The following is a 13975-nucleotide window of genomic DNA, read 5'->3' on the forward strand; positions in this document are numbered from 1 at the left end:
CGACAGTCCTTATCTGCCTACTCGCGCTACTCTCAGGTATGGTCTCGACTGGTCATCGCCTGGAGGAATCGGCACCGAACTCCGTCACCACGACGGTCGACGTGAAGTGTACCGGCCACGTCCGTGGGGCCGTCGGCCAGCCCCGGCTGGAGTACACCTTCGAGGGCGACACGCTCCGGGAGTTCCTCGACGCGTTCCTGGCGGAGTACGACGTGGCCGACCTGCTCATCGCAGAGAGCGAGACGGAGTCGACCCACCGGGGCTGGGTCCCACACGCCGAGGACCTCCCCGGCACCTGGCGGAAGAACCCGGAAGGAGAGCAGAGCCGGCGCTACGCCCGTATCTGCGTGAACGGCCGGTTCAACGAGCACCTCGACGGGCTCGATACGGAACTGGAAGCGGGCGACCGGGTCGCGCTGATGTACCCGTTCATCTACTGCTGCTGAAAATAGTTCTCCCCGATTATCGCCGCCCGTGGACCGTCTCCGCGGCTTTCACCGAACCGGCCAGCGGCAGCACGATCCACGCCAGCAGCCCGAGCGCGGCCAGTGCCGGCGAGAGCGACGAACTCGCCAGTGCGGCACCGACGCCGCCCCCGGTCGTCTGGACGCCCGAGAGGACGAGCACCCGGAAGCAGTCCGCCGGGTTCGCCAGCACGAGCGCGGTGACGACCAGCTCGGGTGGGTCCGCGAACACGACCGCCGAGAGCGCGAGCAGGTCGTGTGCGAAGACGAACCACACCCACGCCAGCAGGACGCCACCGAGCGCGTGGGTCTTCTCGCGGGCCAGCGTCGAGACGAGCACGGCGATGGCGAGGAACGCGAGCCCGGCACCGACCGCCGCGAGCAGGAACCGGGCGTAGGGGCCGGTTCCAGACACGCCGACGAACCGGAACAGCAGCGCGCCGCCGAAGCCGAAGCCGACGGCGAGCGCGGCGACCAGCCCGAGCGCCCGTCCGAGGTACGTCCCGAGCAGCACCCGGGACCGACGGACCGGGAGCGCGAACAGCATGTCGAGCGTACCGCGCTCGGACGGCTCGACGACGGCGGCGTACCCGAACGCCAGCGCCGCGAGCGGGACGAGGTAGACCGAGAACTCGGCGAGCGAGACGACGACCGCGCCGGCTCTCCCGCTCCCCGCACCGGAGCCGCTGGCGGCCGCGACCGCGAGCGAGACGACCGCGAACAGGGCTGCGAGCCCGACCGGCCAGCGCGACCGCGACAGGGTGCGGTACTCGCGGTCGGCCAGGGTCAGGACGTGGCCGAGTCCCTCGAGAGCCGGGAGCGACGGGGTGGCCCGACCGAGTTTCGCCGCACCTTCGACGGCCGTCGTCGTGCCGCCGTCGGGGCGGGGGTCGCCCTCGTCGTCCGGGTATTCACGGTCCGCCGTCATGCTGCCTCACCCCCGTTCTCCGCGAAGACCTCGTTCGCCGGCCGGTCGTCCGCGACGTGCTGGCGGAAGGCGTCCACGAACTCGGGACCGGTGACCTCGAACGCGGCCACGTCGACTGCCTCGCGGATGGCATCGAGGACTGCGCCCTCGTCGCCCTGCGGGCAGGTAACGACCAGCGGGTCGTCGGGACTCTGGACCGTCAGCTCGACGCCGTCGAGGTTCGTGACGGCCTCGACCGCGGGCGCGGGGTCGGCGTCGGACGCGAGCCGGCAGGTCACGGTCGTCTCGGTCGCGACCGCGTTGCGAAGCGCCTCGACGGGCCCCGTGGCGACCTCGTGGCCGTCGCGGAGGATGGTCGCCCGGTCGCACAGTGCCTCGACCTCGCGCAGGTCGTGGCTCGTCAGGACGACGGTCATGTCCGTCTCGGCGATGGACCGGACCACGTCGTGGAAGTCCGCGACGCCCTCGGGGTCGAGGCCGGCGGTCGGCTCGTCCAGCAGGAGCACGTCGGGGCGGGTGAGCAGGGTCGTCCCGAGCCCGAGGCGGCGGGTCATCCCGTTGGAGTACCCCGCCACCTCGCGGTCCGCCGCGTCGGCCAGCCCAACCGTCGCGAGCACCCGCTGGACCTGGTGGTCGCGCTCGTCGGCCGGCACGTCCCGGAGGCGGGCGTAGTAGGTCAGCACCTCGCGCCCGGTCAGGCGCGGCTCGAAGCCGGCGTCCTCGGGCAGGAACCCGACGTGGCGGCGGCGCTCGACGCCCGCGTCGGCCCCGAGGCCAGCGACCTGCACCTCGCCCTCGTCGGGCGACTCGTGCCCGACCAGCAGGCGGAACAGGGTGGTCTTGCCGGCCCCGTTGGTGCCGACGAGCCCGAACGTCTCGCCGCGGTCGACCGACAGCGAGACGCCGTCGAGTGCGGTCACCGAACCGTACGTCTGCCGGACGTTGGTCACGTCAATCATCGTCGTCATAGTATCGCCTCCAGTTGTCGTGGGGTGGCCGGACGAGCGGGTGCTGGTCCACGACGCCCGGGGCCTCGATGACGGGCACCGAGCGCTCGGCCGTGCGGACCACCGCGAACGCGGGCGAGTCGGCGAAGACCGCGGCTTCGGGGTGCTGTGCGACGAGGTGTTCGACCAGGCCGGCGGGCTGGTACCGCGTCTCGCTCACCCCGTCCTGGTCGGTGTCGGCGGTGGTCGCGCTCGACCAGTAGTTGCCCTCGCGCGAGCTGTTCCAGGCGACCTGCTCGCCGACGACCGCCTTCACCGGCCGGTCGTTCTCGACGAAGCTGTTGTGGTGGACGCGCTCGCGGACGCTCCCGGCCGAGAGGTGGACGCCCACCTGGTTCTCCATCACCAGGTTGTGCGTGATGGTGTTGTTCAGCGAGTTGTACACGAACAGGCCCTGCCCGTTCCCGACCACCTCGTTCCCCCGCAGCACGCTGTGGTCGATGGACTTGACCATGATGCCGTGGCCGCTCTGGCCGGTGTTGTTCACCGCGGTGTTGTTCTCGATGCGCAGGTACTCCGAGATCATCAGCGCGTAGCCCGCGTCGTTGCCGAACGCGGTGTTGTTCCGCAGCACGCAGTTGTCGGAGTACATGTAGTGGACCCCGTACCGCAGGTCCCACATGGTGTTCCCGGTGGCGACGACCTCCGAGGCCCACGAGTAGTAGACGCCGTCACGGACGTCCGTGATGCGGTTGTCCCTGACGACGGCCCCGGTCGCCCGCCAGAGCTGGATGCCGTTCCCCCGGTCGGTGAGCGACTCGACCGACTCGCGCCCGACGATGGTGTTGTCGAGGACCCGCACGTCTTCGGTCCCGTTGACCCAGACGCCGAAGGTCGTGTTCGTGACCCGGCTGTCCCGGACGGTGACGCGCCGGCCGTCGACCCAGATGGCCGCGTCGTTCCCGCTCGTCTGCCAGCCCGAGTTGCGGACCCAGACGCCCGCGACGGTGACGTTCGGCGCGTCGATGGTGAGCACGTCGCCCTCGCCGTCACCGTGGAGCAGGGTGCGGTCCGGCCCGGCCCCGCGGATGGTGACGTTCGGCGTCGTGACCCTGACGGTCTCGTCGAACCGGCCCTCGACGCGGACCACGTCGCCCGGGTCGGCCGCATCGAGTGCCGCCCGGAGCGTGTCGAACTCCTGGCCGTCGAGTCGGGCGACGCCGTCCTCGGTGGGTGCCTCGAACGCGAGGTCGCGCGGGACCGACGGGTCGAAGGCGACCTGTCGGCCGTCGTCGCTACTCGCGCTTCCAGTGCTGGCGTCAGCAGTGCGCGCGGCGCTGGCTGCCGGCCCGGCGACCGCGATGCCGGCGGCCGCCAGCACGACCACGAGCGCGACCGCGACGATGCCGTACTCCCGGACCTCGCGCACGGTCAGTCACCTCCGACGTGACCGGGTGGCTGGTTCCGGTCGTCGCGGTCGGCTGGCTCGTCCCGGTCCTCCGACTCCGGCAGCTCGTCCTCGTCGCTTGCACCGGGGAGCTTCTCCCGGATGGGCCCGGGCAGGTTCCGGAGCCGACCCGGCAGGTCGCCGAACGTCACCGGCTTGTCGCGGTAGTAGAACGCCACGACCAGCAGGCCGACCGAGCACGTCGCCAGGTAGGCACCGAGACCGAGCCGGGAGTAGCTGGTGATGTTCGCGACCTCGTACTTGCCCCACAGCGGCGGGGTGAACCCGGAGACGCCCATGACGGGCGCGTTCGGGTCGAGGCTGTGCCCGGTCTGGTAGAGCCGGTACTTGATGTCGGCGAGCATCACGCCGAACACCGCGACGGTGCCGACGAGCTGCCAGCGCAGGCCGCGGCGGAGCCGTTCTTCGTCGGGGGCGAGCGCGACGAACGCGCCGGCCGCCGCGACGCCGACGAACGCCAGCGGCCCGAGCGACCACTCGGGGACGTTCACCGCGTTCGGGTTCGGCTGGTAGTTCGGGCTCCAGTACACCGGGTCCGGGTAGTAGAACCCGATGTACTTGTTGAGCCGGGCCATCTCGACGTAGTCACCGCTGATGTGGGGGTAGGCGTACAGCTGCAGGTGCAACACGGTGTCGGGGTACTGCACGGCGTGCACGCTGATGGTCCACATCGGGAACGCCAGCGCGGCGACCAGGAGCACCGCGGCTATCGCCGGCAGCGTGCGCCTGAGTTCACGAAAATCGTCGGGCGTGGGTAGTTGCATGGTCTCTCACTTCCGGGTTGGCGTCTGGAAACGGGGGATGGAGTGCTGCTCGACCGTGTGTGGTCAGTCGCGCGGTTCGACGATCATCCGCGAGCGCATCTCCAGGTGGAGCGCGCTGCAGAAGTACGTACAGTAGACCCAGTAGACGCCGGGCTCGTCGGCGGTGAAGGTGACCTCGCGGGTGTCCTGGGGCGCGATTGCGAGGTTCACGTCGTGTTCGGGGATGGCGACCCCGTGGATGACGTCCCGGACGTCCTCGATGTTGGTGAGGGTGAGCCGGACCTCGTCGCCCTCCTTCACGGTGAACTCCTGCAGGCCGTACTCGGAGCGCTTCACCGAGGACTTCACGTGGACCTGCTGGTCGTCGATGCGCTCGACGCCGGTCTGTTTCTCCGTGATGTAGGGCTTCTCGCCCTCGTAGTCCTCCCTGTCCCAGGTCGTCGCGGGGTCGAGCTTGTCCCGGTGTGCGAACACGCAGTCGTGCGGTTCGGGGTAGGCCGGGTGGTCCGCGACCAGTTCCATCTCCTTCTCACCCTGGCCGATGTGGATGAGCTGGTCGTTGTCGGGGTGGATGGGCCCGACCGGCAGGAACCGGTCCTTCGAGAGCTTGTTCAGGCTGATGAGCCACTCGCCGTCCGGGTCGGTCGTCATCGCCTCCAGCGCCTGGATGTGCCCGGGGTTGTAGTGGACGTCTATCTTCTCGAGGACGGGGTCCTCGGAGCCCTTCTCGGCCTCGATGGCCTGCTCGATGTCCCACTTCGCGACCTGCGAGTCGATGAACAGGCTGGTGTAGGCGTGGCCGTTGCCGTCGAAGGTGGTGTGCAGCGGCCCGAGACCGACCTTCGGCCGGCCGACGACCGCCTTCGACGGGTCCGACACCTCGCCGAGCTTCTGGAGGTCGAGGATGGTGACCGTCGGCGAGAGCTTGCCGGCGATCATGGCGTACTTGCCGTTCGGTTCGACCTCGACGCAGTGCGGGCTCTTCGGCGTCGGGATGTACTTCACGATGGGGCGGTCGCCCGAGTTCAGCGAACTGCTCTTGGTCCCGTCGACCACGGGGATGCCGTTGACCTCCTCGTAGTTGCCCTGTTCGACCGCCTGCTCGATGGCGGGGATGTCGAACGCCTTCACGAAGTCGCGGTCGTCGTGGGTCATGCCCTTGATGCCGACCGCCTCCTCGGAGTTGTACGCCGAGGAGATGACCCAGCGACCCTCCTTGCCGGAGTCACAGATGTCGAGGTTGCCGTCGACCGTGACCTGCCACTTCGTCTCCATCGAGTCGGGGTCGACCGCGCTGAACAGGCTGGTGTACTTCTCCGGGTTGTGGACGTCCCGGCCGTCGTTGGGCAACGGGGTCCGGAACTCGCCGTTCCCGAACACGTACTTCGTGTCCGGGCTGAGGACGGTCGTCCCGTGGACGGACTGGACGTTCGGCACGTCCGTGATGGCGTCCGTCTCGAAGTACTTCAGGTTCACTCGCGCGATGCGGCCGTTCGCCTTGTCGTTGACGAACAGGTACTCTCCGTCGTAGTCGCCGCCGGTCTCCGAGAGGTTCGGGTGGTGGTTGTCACCCCAGGTGTAGTCGCCGGCCGCCTCCAGCATCTCACTCGTCTGGTCGTCGTAGCCGTAGCCGCGGGCACCCTCCGTGTTGAACACGGGGATGCGCGTCAGCTCCCGCATCGACGGGATACCCAGGACGCGGATCTCGCCGGAGTGACCGCCGGACCAGAACCCGTAGTACTCGTCGTGCTCGCCCGGGGGCACGAGGTGGTCCGGCTTCGAGCCGGCTTTGGCCGACGTGCTGGTTCCCGACCCGCCGTTGTTGAGGATGCCGCCGGCACAGCCGGCCGTCGCCGTCATCGCACCGGCGACCGCGCCCGCCTTGATGAAGTCCCGGCGGTCGAGTTCGAGACCGGCGAGTTCGACGGCGAGGCCGTCCTCGTCGTCCCGTGGCGTCTCCGTCTCGACCTCTGCGAGCACGTCTTCGAGTTGCTGCTCGTACTGTTCGACCACGCTTTCTGGGTCGCTACTGTCGGCACTGGGGGTATGCTCTGACATGGTTGTGTCCCTCGATTACGACCGCGTTATTCGACCGTCACCTTCGCTTCCATCCCGACGCTCTTGTGCGGCGAGCAGTAGTACTCGTAGGTCCCTGCCGTCTCGAACGTGTGGGTGTACCGGTAGCCTTCGTCGAAGAGCTTCGACTTGCCGCCCTCGGTACCTTCCCAGCCGGCACCGTCGGGCTGGCTGGAGACGACGATGTTGTGCTGGTTCGACTTCCAGACCCACTCGACCGTCTCGCCTTTCTTCACCGTCGGGTTCTCCGGCTTGTACTTGAACTGGCCGCCGGGCCCGACCTCGATGGTGACGTCGGCGTCCGAACTCCCACCGCTCCCGCCGGACTCCTTCGAGTCGCCACCGGTGGCCGTGTCCTCACTGCTCCCACCGGAACCGCCGGCTCCGTCGTCGGCCGCCGTCTTCGTCCCCGAGCTGTTGCCACCCAGGCAGCCTGCCAGGGCGAGGCCGATTCCACCGACCGCGGCCGTCCGAAGCACGTGTCGTCTGGTGTGGTCGTCGTTCATTGATCCTCTCCTCATTCGGTCGTTGTGGGCGGACCCATATCAACCGAAAAGCCGGTTCTCGACCGCTGCAAGCCCAGTGAACATGTTCGCCATCGTCGGCACCCACGGGAAACTGGGTCCGCCAGTTTTCGAGAACTGGGAACCCCGGCCGTGTTTTACCCCGTGGGGGACCGTACCATCCGGATGGGGATTCGGATGACCCCACTCGACACAGCGCTCGTGGCCGCGCAAGCGACCACGATACTCGTCGGTACGTATCTCACCACCCTCGCCCGGCGCGCGGGACGGCGGACCGGGGCGAGCAGTCTCCGGTCGCTGGCCGTCGGCTTCGCCTGCATCACGCTCGGGGCCGCCATCGCCGGCGTCGTCCTGGGCCTCGCACCGACCGCGGCGGCACTCGGGTTCAGTGCCCAGGCGGCCGCGACCGCGGCTGGCCTCGTCGTCATCGCGGTGGCGTTGCGAAAGACCGCCGACCCGGCCTGAGCGAGGGGTCCTATCCTGTCTGAATCCGCACGCCGATGGCTCGCCGTAGCACCCGTCGGCTTGCCGAGTGCGGAGTCGTTATGGGTCTGGGAGTACTGGGTGCGAGTACGCAGTGCAGTCCCTCGGTTTTGTCGGAAAATGGAGGGGCATACAAAAGGTACTTAAAAAGCGGATACTTACCTCAGGTAAGGGCTAACTATGCAAGGTCAAAGTCAGCAGCAGGCGTACGACCGGGGTATCACCATCTTCTCCCCGGACGGTCGTCTGTACCAAGTCGAGTACGCCCGCGAAGCGGTAAAACGCGGGAGTGCAAGTGTCGGCGTCCGAACACCGGAGGGTGTCGTCCTGGCAGCCGAGCGTCGCAGCCGCTCGCCCCTCATGGAGCGCGACTCCGTCGAGAAGCTCCACAAGGTCGACGACCACATCGGCCTCGCGTCGGCCGGCCACGTCGCCGACGCTCGCCAGCTCATCGACGTCGCACGCCGTGAGGCACAGGTCAACCAGCTCCGGTACAACGAGAGCATCGGTGTCGAGACGCTCACCAAGGCGGTCACCGACCACATCCAGCAGTACACCCAGACCGGTGGCGCACGCCCGTTCGGCGTCGCGCTGCTCGTCGGCGGTGTCGAGAACGGCACGCCGCGCCTGTTCGAGACGGACCCCTCGGGGACCCCCTACGAGTGGAAGGCCATCGCCATCGGTGGCAACCGCGAAGAGATCCAGAGCCACCTCGAGGACAACTACTCCGAGGAACTCGGCCTGGAGGGAGGCATCGACCTCGCCATCGAGGCGCTCGCCACCCCCGGCGACGAGGAGGGCTTCCCGCCGGAAGGGCTCGCCATCTCGACCATCGACGCCGAGACCGGCACCTACCGGACCCTGGAGACGGACGAGATCGCCGACCGACTGACCGAACTCGACCTCCTCGCGGAGGGTGAGGACGAATGAAACTCGAGAACACCAACCCCTACGAACCCGAACTCGGTAACGCTGAGTGGAAAGACGAGAAGCGAGACGAGGACACGGTCAACAAGACCGGAACGACCACCGTCGGCATCGCGACCGACGATGGCGTCCTCATCGCGACCGACCGCCGTGCCAGCCTCGGCGGCCGCTTCGTCTCGAACAAGAACGTCGTGAAGGTCGAGCAGATCCACCCGACGGCCGCGATGACGCTGGTCGGCAGCGTCGGTGGGGCCCAGTCGTTCATCCGCTCGCTCCGCGCGGAGGTCAACCTCTACGAGACCCGTCGCGGCGAGGACATCAGCATCCCCGCCCTCGCGACGCTCGCCGGGAACTTCGCCCGCGGCGGCCCGTTCTTCGCCATCAACCCCATCATCGGCGGGGTCGACGAAGAGGGCAGCCACGTCTACTCCATCGACCCGGCCGGCGGCGTCATGGAAGACGACTACACCGTCACCGGCTCCGGCATGATGGTCGCCTACGGCCTGCTCGAAGGCGAGTGGCACGAGGACATCACCATGCCCGAGGCCAAGCGCGCCGCCGCGCGTGCGGTCCGCTCCGCCGCCGAGCGTGACACCGGCTCCGGGAACGGCCTCGTCCTCTGTGAAGTCACCGCCGACGGCGTCGACATCACGGAGTACGACGGCTTCCCGGACGAAGACGAACTGTAACCCGGGGTTCGCTACTCCCAGCCCCGGCTCGCCCGGACGGGATTGCGGTCCCGTCCCGTTTCTAATCGCTCTTTCTCGACGGTCGCCACTGCGTGTCCAGCGCCGGCTGTCGTCTCCGACAGGACCGTGCCAGTCGGGTCTGCGACCAGGCTCCCGCCGGCGTGGTCGCGTCCGCGCTGGTCGCCGATGTGGTTCGAGCCGACGACGTAATATGGTCCATCGAGCGCACGCGCACGCAAGAGCAGTCGCCAGTCCGCCCGGTAGCTCGTGCGCCACGCGGCCGAGACGGCGAGCACGTCACAGCCCTCGCGGGCGTACTCGAGCCCCAACTCGGGGAAGTTGAGGTCGTAACACAGCGCGAGGCCGAGCGTGCCGACCCGGGTCTCGACCGTGGTTGGGCCGTCGCCGGTCGCGAACACGTCGGCCTCCTCGCCCCAGGGGCGTCGTTTCCTGTAGGTTCCCCGGACACCGTCCCCGTCGACCACGACGAGGCTATTGTAGAGCGACTCCCCGTCGCGCTCGGGGACGCCTGCGACGAGGGTCACGTCGTGCTCGCTCGCCATGGGAACGAGCCAGTCGGTCAGCGGCCCTGGAACGGGCGCGCCCAGTTCTTCGGCCACGTCGAGCGCGTAGCCGGTCACGCACAGTTCGGGGAAGACCGCGAGGGCGACCGACTCGGGAAGCGATTCGACGGCGCGCTCGATGGCCGCGAGGTTGGCGTCTACGTCGCCGACGGTCGGTTCGAACTGACAGGCTGCGACGGAGGGTGAACCGCGCATAGCTAGCACACCGCGGGGGATGCCCTTGAGCGTGGCTGAGAACATGTCCGGCTTTTACGTTCAAAAAGCCAGCCCTATGTTCGACTGAACGCCCATCCCGGTCCCCTGCCGAGGGTTGGGTATGAACGCGGAGTGTGAGCCATGAGTGTAGAGGGAGAGACGGGGTCGGGGACCGTCCCCGACCCACTGACGCGACTGGACGGCGAGGGCGACTTCGGCCGGACAGCGCGGACACTGTATGCGACTGACGCGAGCATCTACCGGGTCGAACCAGCCGGTGTGGTGTGGCCGGCCTCGTGCGAGGACGTGCGCCGAACCCTGGCGTACGCCCGCGAGGTGGACACCAGTGTGGTCGCCAGGGGTGCCGGCTCCAGCCTGACCGGGAACGCAGTCGGTGAGGGCATCGTCCTCGACTGCTCACGCCACCTCGACGAGGTGGTGTCGGTCGACCCCGACGCCCAGACCGCCACGGTCCAGCCGGGCGTCGTCCTCGACGAGTTGAACGAGGAACTGGCCGACCATGGACTCTATTTCCCGCCGGACCCGAGCACGTCGAGTACCTGCACCATCGGTGGGATGGTCGCGAACGACGCCGCCGGGGCACACTCGGTCCGGCACGGGACGACCCGGGACAACGTCCGCCGGGTCGAGTGCGTGCTCTCCGACGGTTCGGTCGCGGACTTCGAGCAGGTCTCGGGGGAGGCCCTCGAAACGGAACTGGCACGCGACGACCGCGTCGGCGAGTGCTACCGGACCGTGGTCGACCTCGCGGCGCTTCATGCCGACGAGATCGACCGCCGCTACCCCGACGTGGACCGTAACTCCAGCGGCTACGACCTCGAATCGAGCGTCGCCAGCGACGGCTCCTGGGCCGACCTCTCCAACCTCGTCGTCGGGAGCGAGGGCACCCTGGCGGTCGTGACCGAGGTGACGCTTTCACTCACCGCGGTTCCAGAGACCAGGGCCGCCGCGCTGGTGTTCTACGACGACGTGCGGACCGCGGCCGACGCGGTGACCGGTGCGCTGGCGGCCGACCCGAGCGCGGTCGAACTCGTGGACGACGCGGTGCTCGGCCACGCCAGGGCGGCCTGGGGCATCGACCTCGTGCCCAACGAGGCCGGGGCAGCCCTGCTCGTGGAGGTCGAGTGCGATGCGGGCGAGGGGGAGCGGCGGCTGGACGAGGCTGTCGCCGCCAGCCGAACCGAGCACACCGTCTCGGTCGAGCGGGCGGTCCAAGACCACGAGCAGGACCGACTCTGGAAGGTCCGCAAGGCGTCGAACCCACTCCTGAACCGCCGGCCCGGCGACGAGCAGGCCCCGTCGTTCATCGAGGACGCGGCGATTCCACCCGCCCAGCTCCCGGACTATCTGGACAGGGTAGGCGACATCCTCGCGGCCCACGACCTCGATGCGAGCGTCTTCGGCCACGCCGGACAGGGCGTCCTTCACATCAAGCCGTTCCTGAACCTCAAGGACGAGCGCGACCGCGAACGCCTCCGGTCGGTGAGCGAGCAGGTCCACGAAGTGGTCCTCGACGTGGGTGGGGCCATCTCGGGCGAGCACGGCGACGGCAGGCTCCGGTCCGAGTACCTCAGCGAGATGTACGGCGAGACGCTGTATGGGGCGTTCGAGCAGGTCAAGCAGACGTTCGACCCGGACGACGTCTGCAACCCGGCGAACGTCGTGCCCGACCAGGACGGCAATCTCGCGGGGGTGGACGAACAGTTGCGCTTCGGCGACTACGACCCGACGACCGTCGAGACAGCGCTGGACTTCTCCGACGAGCACGGTTTCAGCTCGCTGGTCGAGCAGTGCAACGGCTGCTCGAAGTGCCGGACGATGGACGGCGGGGTGATGTGTCCCTCCTACCGCGCCACCGAGGAGGAGGTGACGAGCACCCGGGGGCGGGCGAACGCGCTCCGGGACGCAATCGACGGGGAACTCGGCGAGGACGCCCTGACCAGCGACTGGTTCCAGGAGGACGTGCTGGACCGGTGTCTCGCCTGCAAGGCCTGCGAAACGGAGTGCCCGACCGGGGTCGACATGGCGAAGCTGAAGACCGAAGCCAAATACCAGAAGCACCAGGAATCGGGTGTCCCGTTGCGCGCCCGGCTGTTCGGGAACGTCCGCACCCTGAACAGGGTCGGGAGCGCCCTCGCGCCGGTCGCGAACCGGCTCGCCGAGTTCGGGCCGGGCAGGGTCCTCGCCGAGAAGACGCTGGGCATCGACCGCCGACGCACCCTGCCCGAGTTCGCGGACGAGTCCCTGCTGGCGTGGTTCGCGAGCCACGACCCCGCCGAAAACGCGGGGGAGCACGGCGCGGTCGTGCTCTACCCCGACTGCTACACAACGTACAACCACCCCGAGGTGGGCAAGGCGACGGTCGAACTACTCGAAGGACTCGGCTACGCGGTCGAGATTCCCGACGTGAACTGCTGTGGCCGCCCCGCGCTCTCGCAGGGGCTGGTTGAGAACGCGAGCGCTGATGCCGCCGAAAACGTCGAGACGCTCCGGGACGACGCCGGGGACGTGCCGGTCCTCGGTCTCGAACCGTCGTGTACCAGCGCGCTGGAGGAGTACGACGACCTCGTCGACGACGCTGGCGGGATTCCGGCGGCCGCCGACACCGTCGCCGGGTTCCTGTACGAGCAGGTACTGGCTGGCGAGGTCTCGCTTCCCGAGGCGGGTGGTGAGACGGCCGATTCCGTCGCCTACCACGGCCACTGCCACGCGACCGCCCGCGGTCGAGACCACGCCCCGGTCGCCCTGCTTCGGCAGGCTGGCTACGACGTGACGCCGGTCGATGCGACCTGCTGCGGGATGGCCGGCGCGTTCGGCTACGAGACCGAGCACTACGACCTCTCGATGGACCTCGGAACCGACCTCGCCGAGCAACTCGACTCGGTCGATGCGGACGTGGTCGCCGCGGGCGGCGCGTCCTGCAGCCAGCAACTCGCGGACTGTGACGTGGAGACCCGTCATCCCATGGCGCTGCTCGCGGAGGTGGTCCGATGAGCGACCGCGACCTGCTCGACGGTGCCATCGACATGCACGTCCACACTGCGCCGGACCTCATCGAGCGCTTCGAGAGCGACGTGGACCTCGCACGCGACGCCCGCGAGGCCGGGATGCGCGCCATCCTCGTCAAGAGCCACGTCGTCCCGACCGCAGGGCGCGTCGACCTCGTGAACGAGGCGGTCGGCGACGAGTTGCTGTTCGGTGGCGTCGCCTGCAACGGCGGCGTCGGCGGGCTCAATCGCGACGCCGTCGAGGCCGCGCTGGAACTCGGCGCGAAGGTGGTCTGGCTCCCGACCGCCTGGAGCGCGAATCACGCCTCGCAGGCCCGCGAGTGTGGCGTCGAACGATTCGTCGGCCAGCGCGTCCCCGACGAGGAGGAGGAGATTCCCGTCGCCCGGGACGGCGAGGTGACGCCCGCGACCCGCGAGGTGATGACCCTCGTGGACGAGTACGACGCGGTGCTCGGGACGGGTCACGCCGCCCCCGACGAGATAGAGACCGTGGTCGAAGCCTGTGCGGACGCGGGTGTGGACTGCCTGGTGAACCACCCCTGCTTCCGCGTGGTCGACGTCTCCCTGGACCGCCAGGAGCGTCTCGCTGAACTGGGCGCGGTGATGGAGTACTGCGCCTACGCGGTCCAGACGACCGAGGGCCACAGCATCGAGCGCGTCGCCGAGGCGGTCGAGCGCGTCGGCCCCGAGAACGCGGTGCTGGCGACCGACTACGGGCAGGCGGAGAACCCGCCCGTCCCCGGATTGCGGGAGTTCGCCGAGGCCGTCGACGACGCGGGGGTCCCACGCGAGACGGTCCGTCAGTGCCTCACCGAGACCCCGGCCCGGCTGCTCCGGCTGGACTGAATTTCCTACCCCCACTTCAATCGTTTACACGTTGTCGTCAAGCCTCATGGG

General features: G+C 68.8%; 13 protein-coding genes. 6 read left to right on the plus strand and 7 right to left on the minus strand.

What is annotated here, in order from left to right; all coding sequences use genetic code 11:
* Window positions 1–38 precede the first annotated feature (38 nt).
* Complete coding sequence (locus ACSC1S_RS02230; RefSeq protein WP_435362975.1) at window positions 39–446, plus strand: ubiquitin family protein; 408 nt, start codon at window positions 39–41, stop codon at window positions 444–446.
* 16 nt (window positions 447–462) lie between these two features.
* Here ACSC1S_RS02230 and ACSC1S_RS02235 read toward each other — a convergent pair whose 3' ends face one another.
* The 6 genes from ACSC1S_RS02235 to ACSC1S_RS02260 all read right to left on the minus strand — a co-directional run bounded on the left by ACSC1S_RS02235 (window position 463) and on the right by ACSC1S_RS02260 (window position 7153).
* Window positions 463–1392, minus strand: a complete 930-nt coding sequence (locus ACSC1S_RS02235; RefSeq protein ID WP_435362976.1) for an ABC transporter permease — start codon at window positions 1390–1392, stop codon at window positions 463–465.
* Complete coding sequence (locus tag ACSC1S_RS02240; RefSeq protein ID WP_435362977.1) at window positions 1389–2360, minus strand: ABC transporter ATP-binding protein; 972 nt, start codon at window positions 2358–2360, stop codon at window positions 1389–1391. The genes ACSC1S_RS02235 and ACSC1S_RS02240 overlap by 4 nt, the downstream gene beginning before the upstream one ends.
* Window positions 2344–3774, minus strand: coding sequence for a nitrous oxide reductase family maturation protein NosD (nosD, locus tag ACSC1S_RS02245; RefSeq protein WP_435364574.1), 1431 nt, complete (start codon window positions 3772–3774; stop codon window positions 2344–2346). The genes ACSC1S_RS02240 and nosD overlap by 17 nt, the downstream gene beginning before the upstream one ends.
* The gene (locus ACSC1S_RS02250; protein WP_435362978.1) at window positions 3771–4571 is read right to left on the minus strand and encodes a hypothetical protein; all 801 of its coding nucleotides are present in this window, start codon (window positions 4569–4571) and stop codon (window positions 3771–3773) included. The genes nosD and ACSC1S_RS02250 overlap by 4 nt, the downstream gene beginning before the upstream one ends.
* 63 nt (window positions 4572–4634) lie before the next feature.
* On the minus strand, window positions 4635–6629 hold the full coding sequence (gene nosZ, locus ACSC1S_RS02255; protein ID WP_435362979.1) for a TAT-dependent nitrous-oxide reductase: 1995 nt from the start codon (window positions 6627–6629) through the stop codon (window positions 4635–4637).
* A 26-nt stretch (window positions 6630–6655) separates the two neighbouring features.
* Window positions 6656–7153, minus strand: a complete 498-nt coding sequence (locus ACSC1S_RS02260) for a plastocyanin/azurin family copper-binding protein (RefSeq protein ID WP_435362980.1) — start codon at window positions 7151–7153, stop codon at window positions 6656–6658.
* A gap of 162 nt (window positions 7154–7315) precedes the next feature.
* Between ACSC1S_RS02260 and ACSC1S_RS02265 the strand changes: the two genes are divergently transcribed.
* From ACSC1S_RS02265 to psmB, 3 genes are all read left to right on the plus strand, one after another.
* Window positions 7316–7636 carry a DUF7521 family protein gene (locus tag ACSC1S_RS02265; RefSeq protein ID WP_435317196.1) on the plus strand — a complete coding sequence of 107 codons (321 nt, stop codon included), beginning with the start codon at window positions 7316–7318 and terminating at the stop codon, window positions 7634–7636.
* A 198-nt stretch (window positions 7637–7834) separates the two neighbouring features.
* On the plus strand, window positions 7835–8584 hold the full coding sequence (gene psmA, locus ACSC1S_RS02270) for an archaeal proteasome endopeptidase complex subunit alpha (protein ID WP_435317197.1): 750 nt from the start codon (window positions 7835–7837) through the stop codon (window positions 8582–8584).
* Complete coding sequence (psmB, locus tag ACSC1S_RS02275; protein ID WP_261650147.1) at window positions 8581–9270, plus strand: archaeal proteasome endopeptidase complex subunit beta; 690 nt, start codon at window positions 8581–8583, stop codon at window positions 9268–9270. The genes psmA and psmB overlap by 4 nt, the downstream gene beginning before the upstream one ends.
* Before the next feature lie 11 nt (window positions 9271–9281).
* Here the strand turns inward: psmB and ACSC1S_RS02280 are convergent, their stop codons facing one another.
* Window positions 9282–10049, minus strand: a complete 768-nt coding sequence (locus ACSC1S_RS02280; protein ID WP_435362981.1) for a carbon-nitrogen hydrolase family protein — start codon at window positions 10047–10049, stop codon at window positions 9282–9284.
* Window positions 10050–10190: 141 nt separating this feature from the next.
* On the opposite strand from ACSC1S_RS02280, the gene ACSC1S_RS02285 reads away from it, so the two are divergent.
* Both ACSC1S_RS02285 and ACSC1S_RS02290 read left to right on the plus strand, forming a co-directional pair.
* Entirely contained in the window at window positions 10191–13064 is a 2874-nt protein-coding gene (locus ACSC1S_RS02285; RefSeq protein ID WP_435362982.1) for an FAD-binding and (Fe-S)-binding domain-containing protein, read from the plus strand.
* On the plus strand, window positions 13061–13924 hold the full coding sequence (locus ACSC1S_RS02290) for a DUF6282 family protein (RefSeq protein ID WP_435362983.1): 864 nt from the start codon (window positions 13061–13063) through the stop codon (window positions 13922–13924). Before ACSC1S_RS02285 ends, ACSC1S_RS02290 begins: the two co-directional genes overlap by 4 nt.
* Window positions 13925–13975: the final 51 nt, after the last annotated feature.

The organism is Haloarchaeobius pelagicus, assembly GCF_051207375.1.
In the GTDB taxonomy this organism is placed as follows: domain Archaea; phylum Halobacteriota; class Halobacteria; order Halobacteriales; family Natrialbaceae; genus Haloarchaeobius.

Excerpts from the sequence above, each read along its gene's own strand:
- ACSC1S_RS02230 (WP_435362975.1), top strand. The coding sequence starts at position 39 with ATGGTCTCGACTGGTCATCGCCTGGAGGAATCGGCACCGAACTCCGTC.
- ACSC1S_RS02235 (WP_435362976.1), bottom strand. The coding sequence starts at position 1,392 with ATGACGGCGGACCGTGAATACCCGGACGACGAGGGCGACCCCCGCCCC.
- ACSC1S_RS02240 (WP_435362977.1), bottom strand. The coding sequence starts at position 2,360 with ATGACGACGATGATTGACGTGACCAACGTCCGGCAGACGTACGGTTCG.
- ACSC1S_RS02250 (WP_435362978.1), bottom strand. The coding sequence starts at position 4,571 with ATGCAACTACCCACGCCCGACGATTTTCGTGAACTCAGGCGCACGCTG.
- nosZ (WP_435362979.1), bottom strand. The coding sequence starts at position 6,629 with ATGTCAGAGCATACCCCCAGTGCCGACAGTAGCGACCCAGAAAGCGTG.
- ACSC1S_RS02260 (WP_435362980.1), bottom strand. The coding sequence starts at position 7,153 with ATGAACGACGACCACACCAGACGACACGTGCTTCGGACGGCCGCGGTC.
- psmA (WP_435317197.1), top strand. The coding sequence starts at position 7,835 with ATGCAAGGTCAAAGTCAGCAGCAGGCGTACGACCGGGGTATCACCATC.
- psmB (WP_261650147.1), top strand. The coding sequence starts at position 8,581 with ATGAAACTCGAGAACACCAACCCCTACGAACCCGAACTCGGTAACGCT.
- ACSC1S_RS02280 (WP_435362981.1), bottom strand. The coding sequence starts at position 10,049 with ATGCGCGGTTCACCCTCCGTCGCAGCCTGTCAGTTCGAACCGACCGTC.
- ACSC1S_RS02285 (WP_435362982.1), top strand. The coding sequence starts at position 10,191 with ATGAGTGTAGAGGGAGAGACGGGGTCGGGGACCGTCCCCGACCCACTG.
- ACSC1S_RS02290 (WP_435362983.1), top strand. The coding sequence starts at position 13,061 with ATGAGCGACCGCGACCTGCTCGACGGTGCCATCGACATGCACGTCCAC.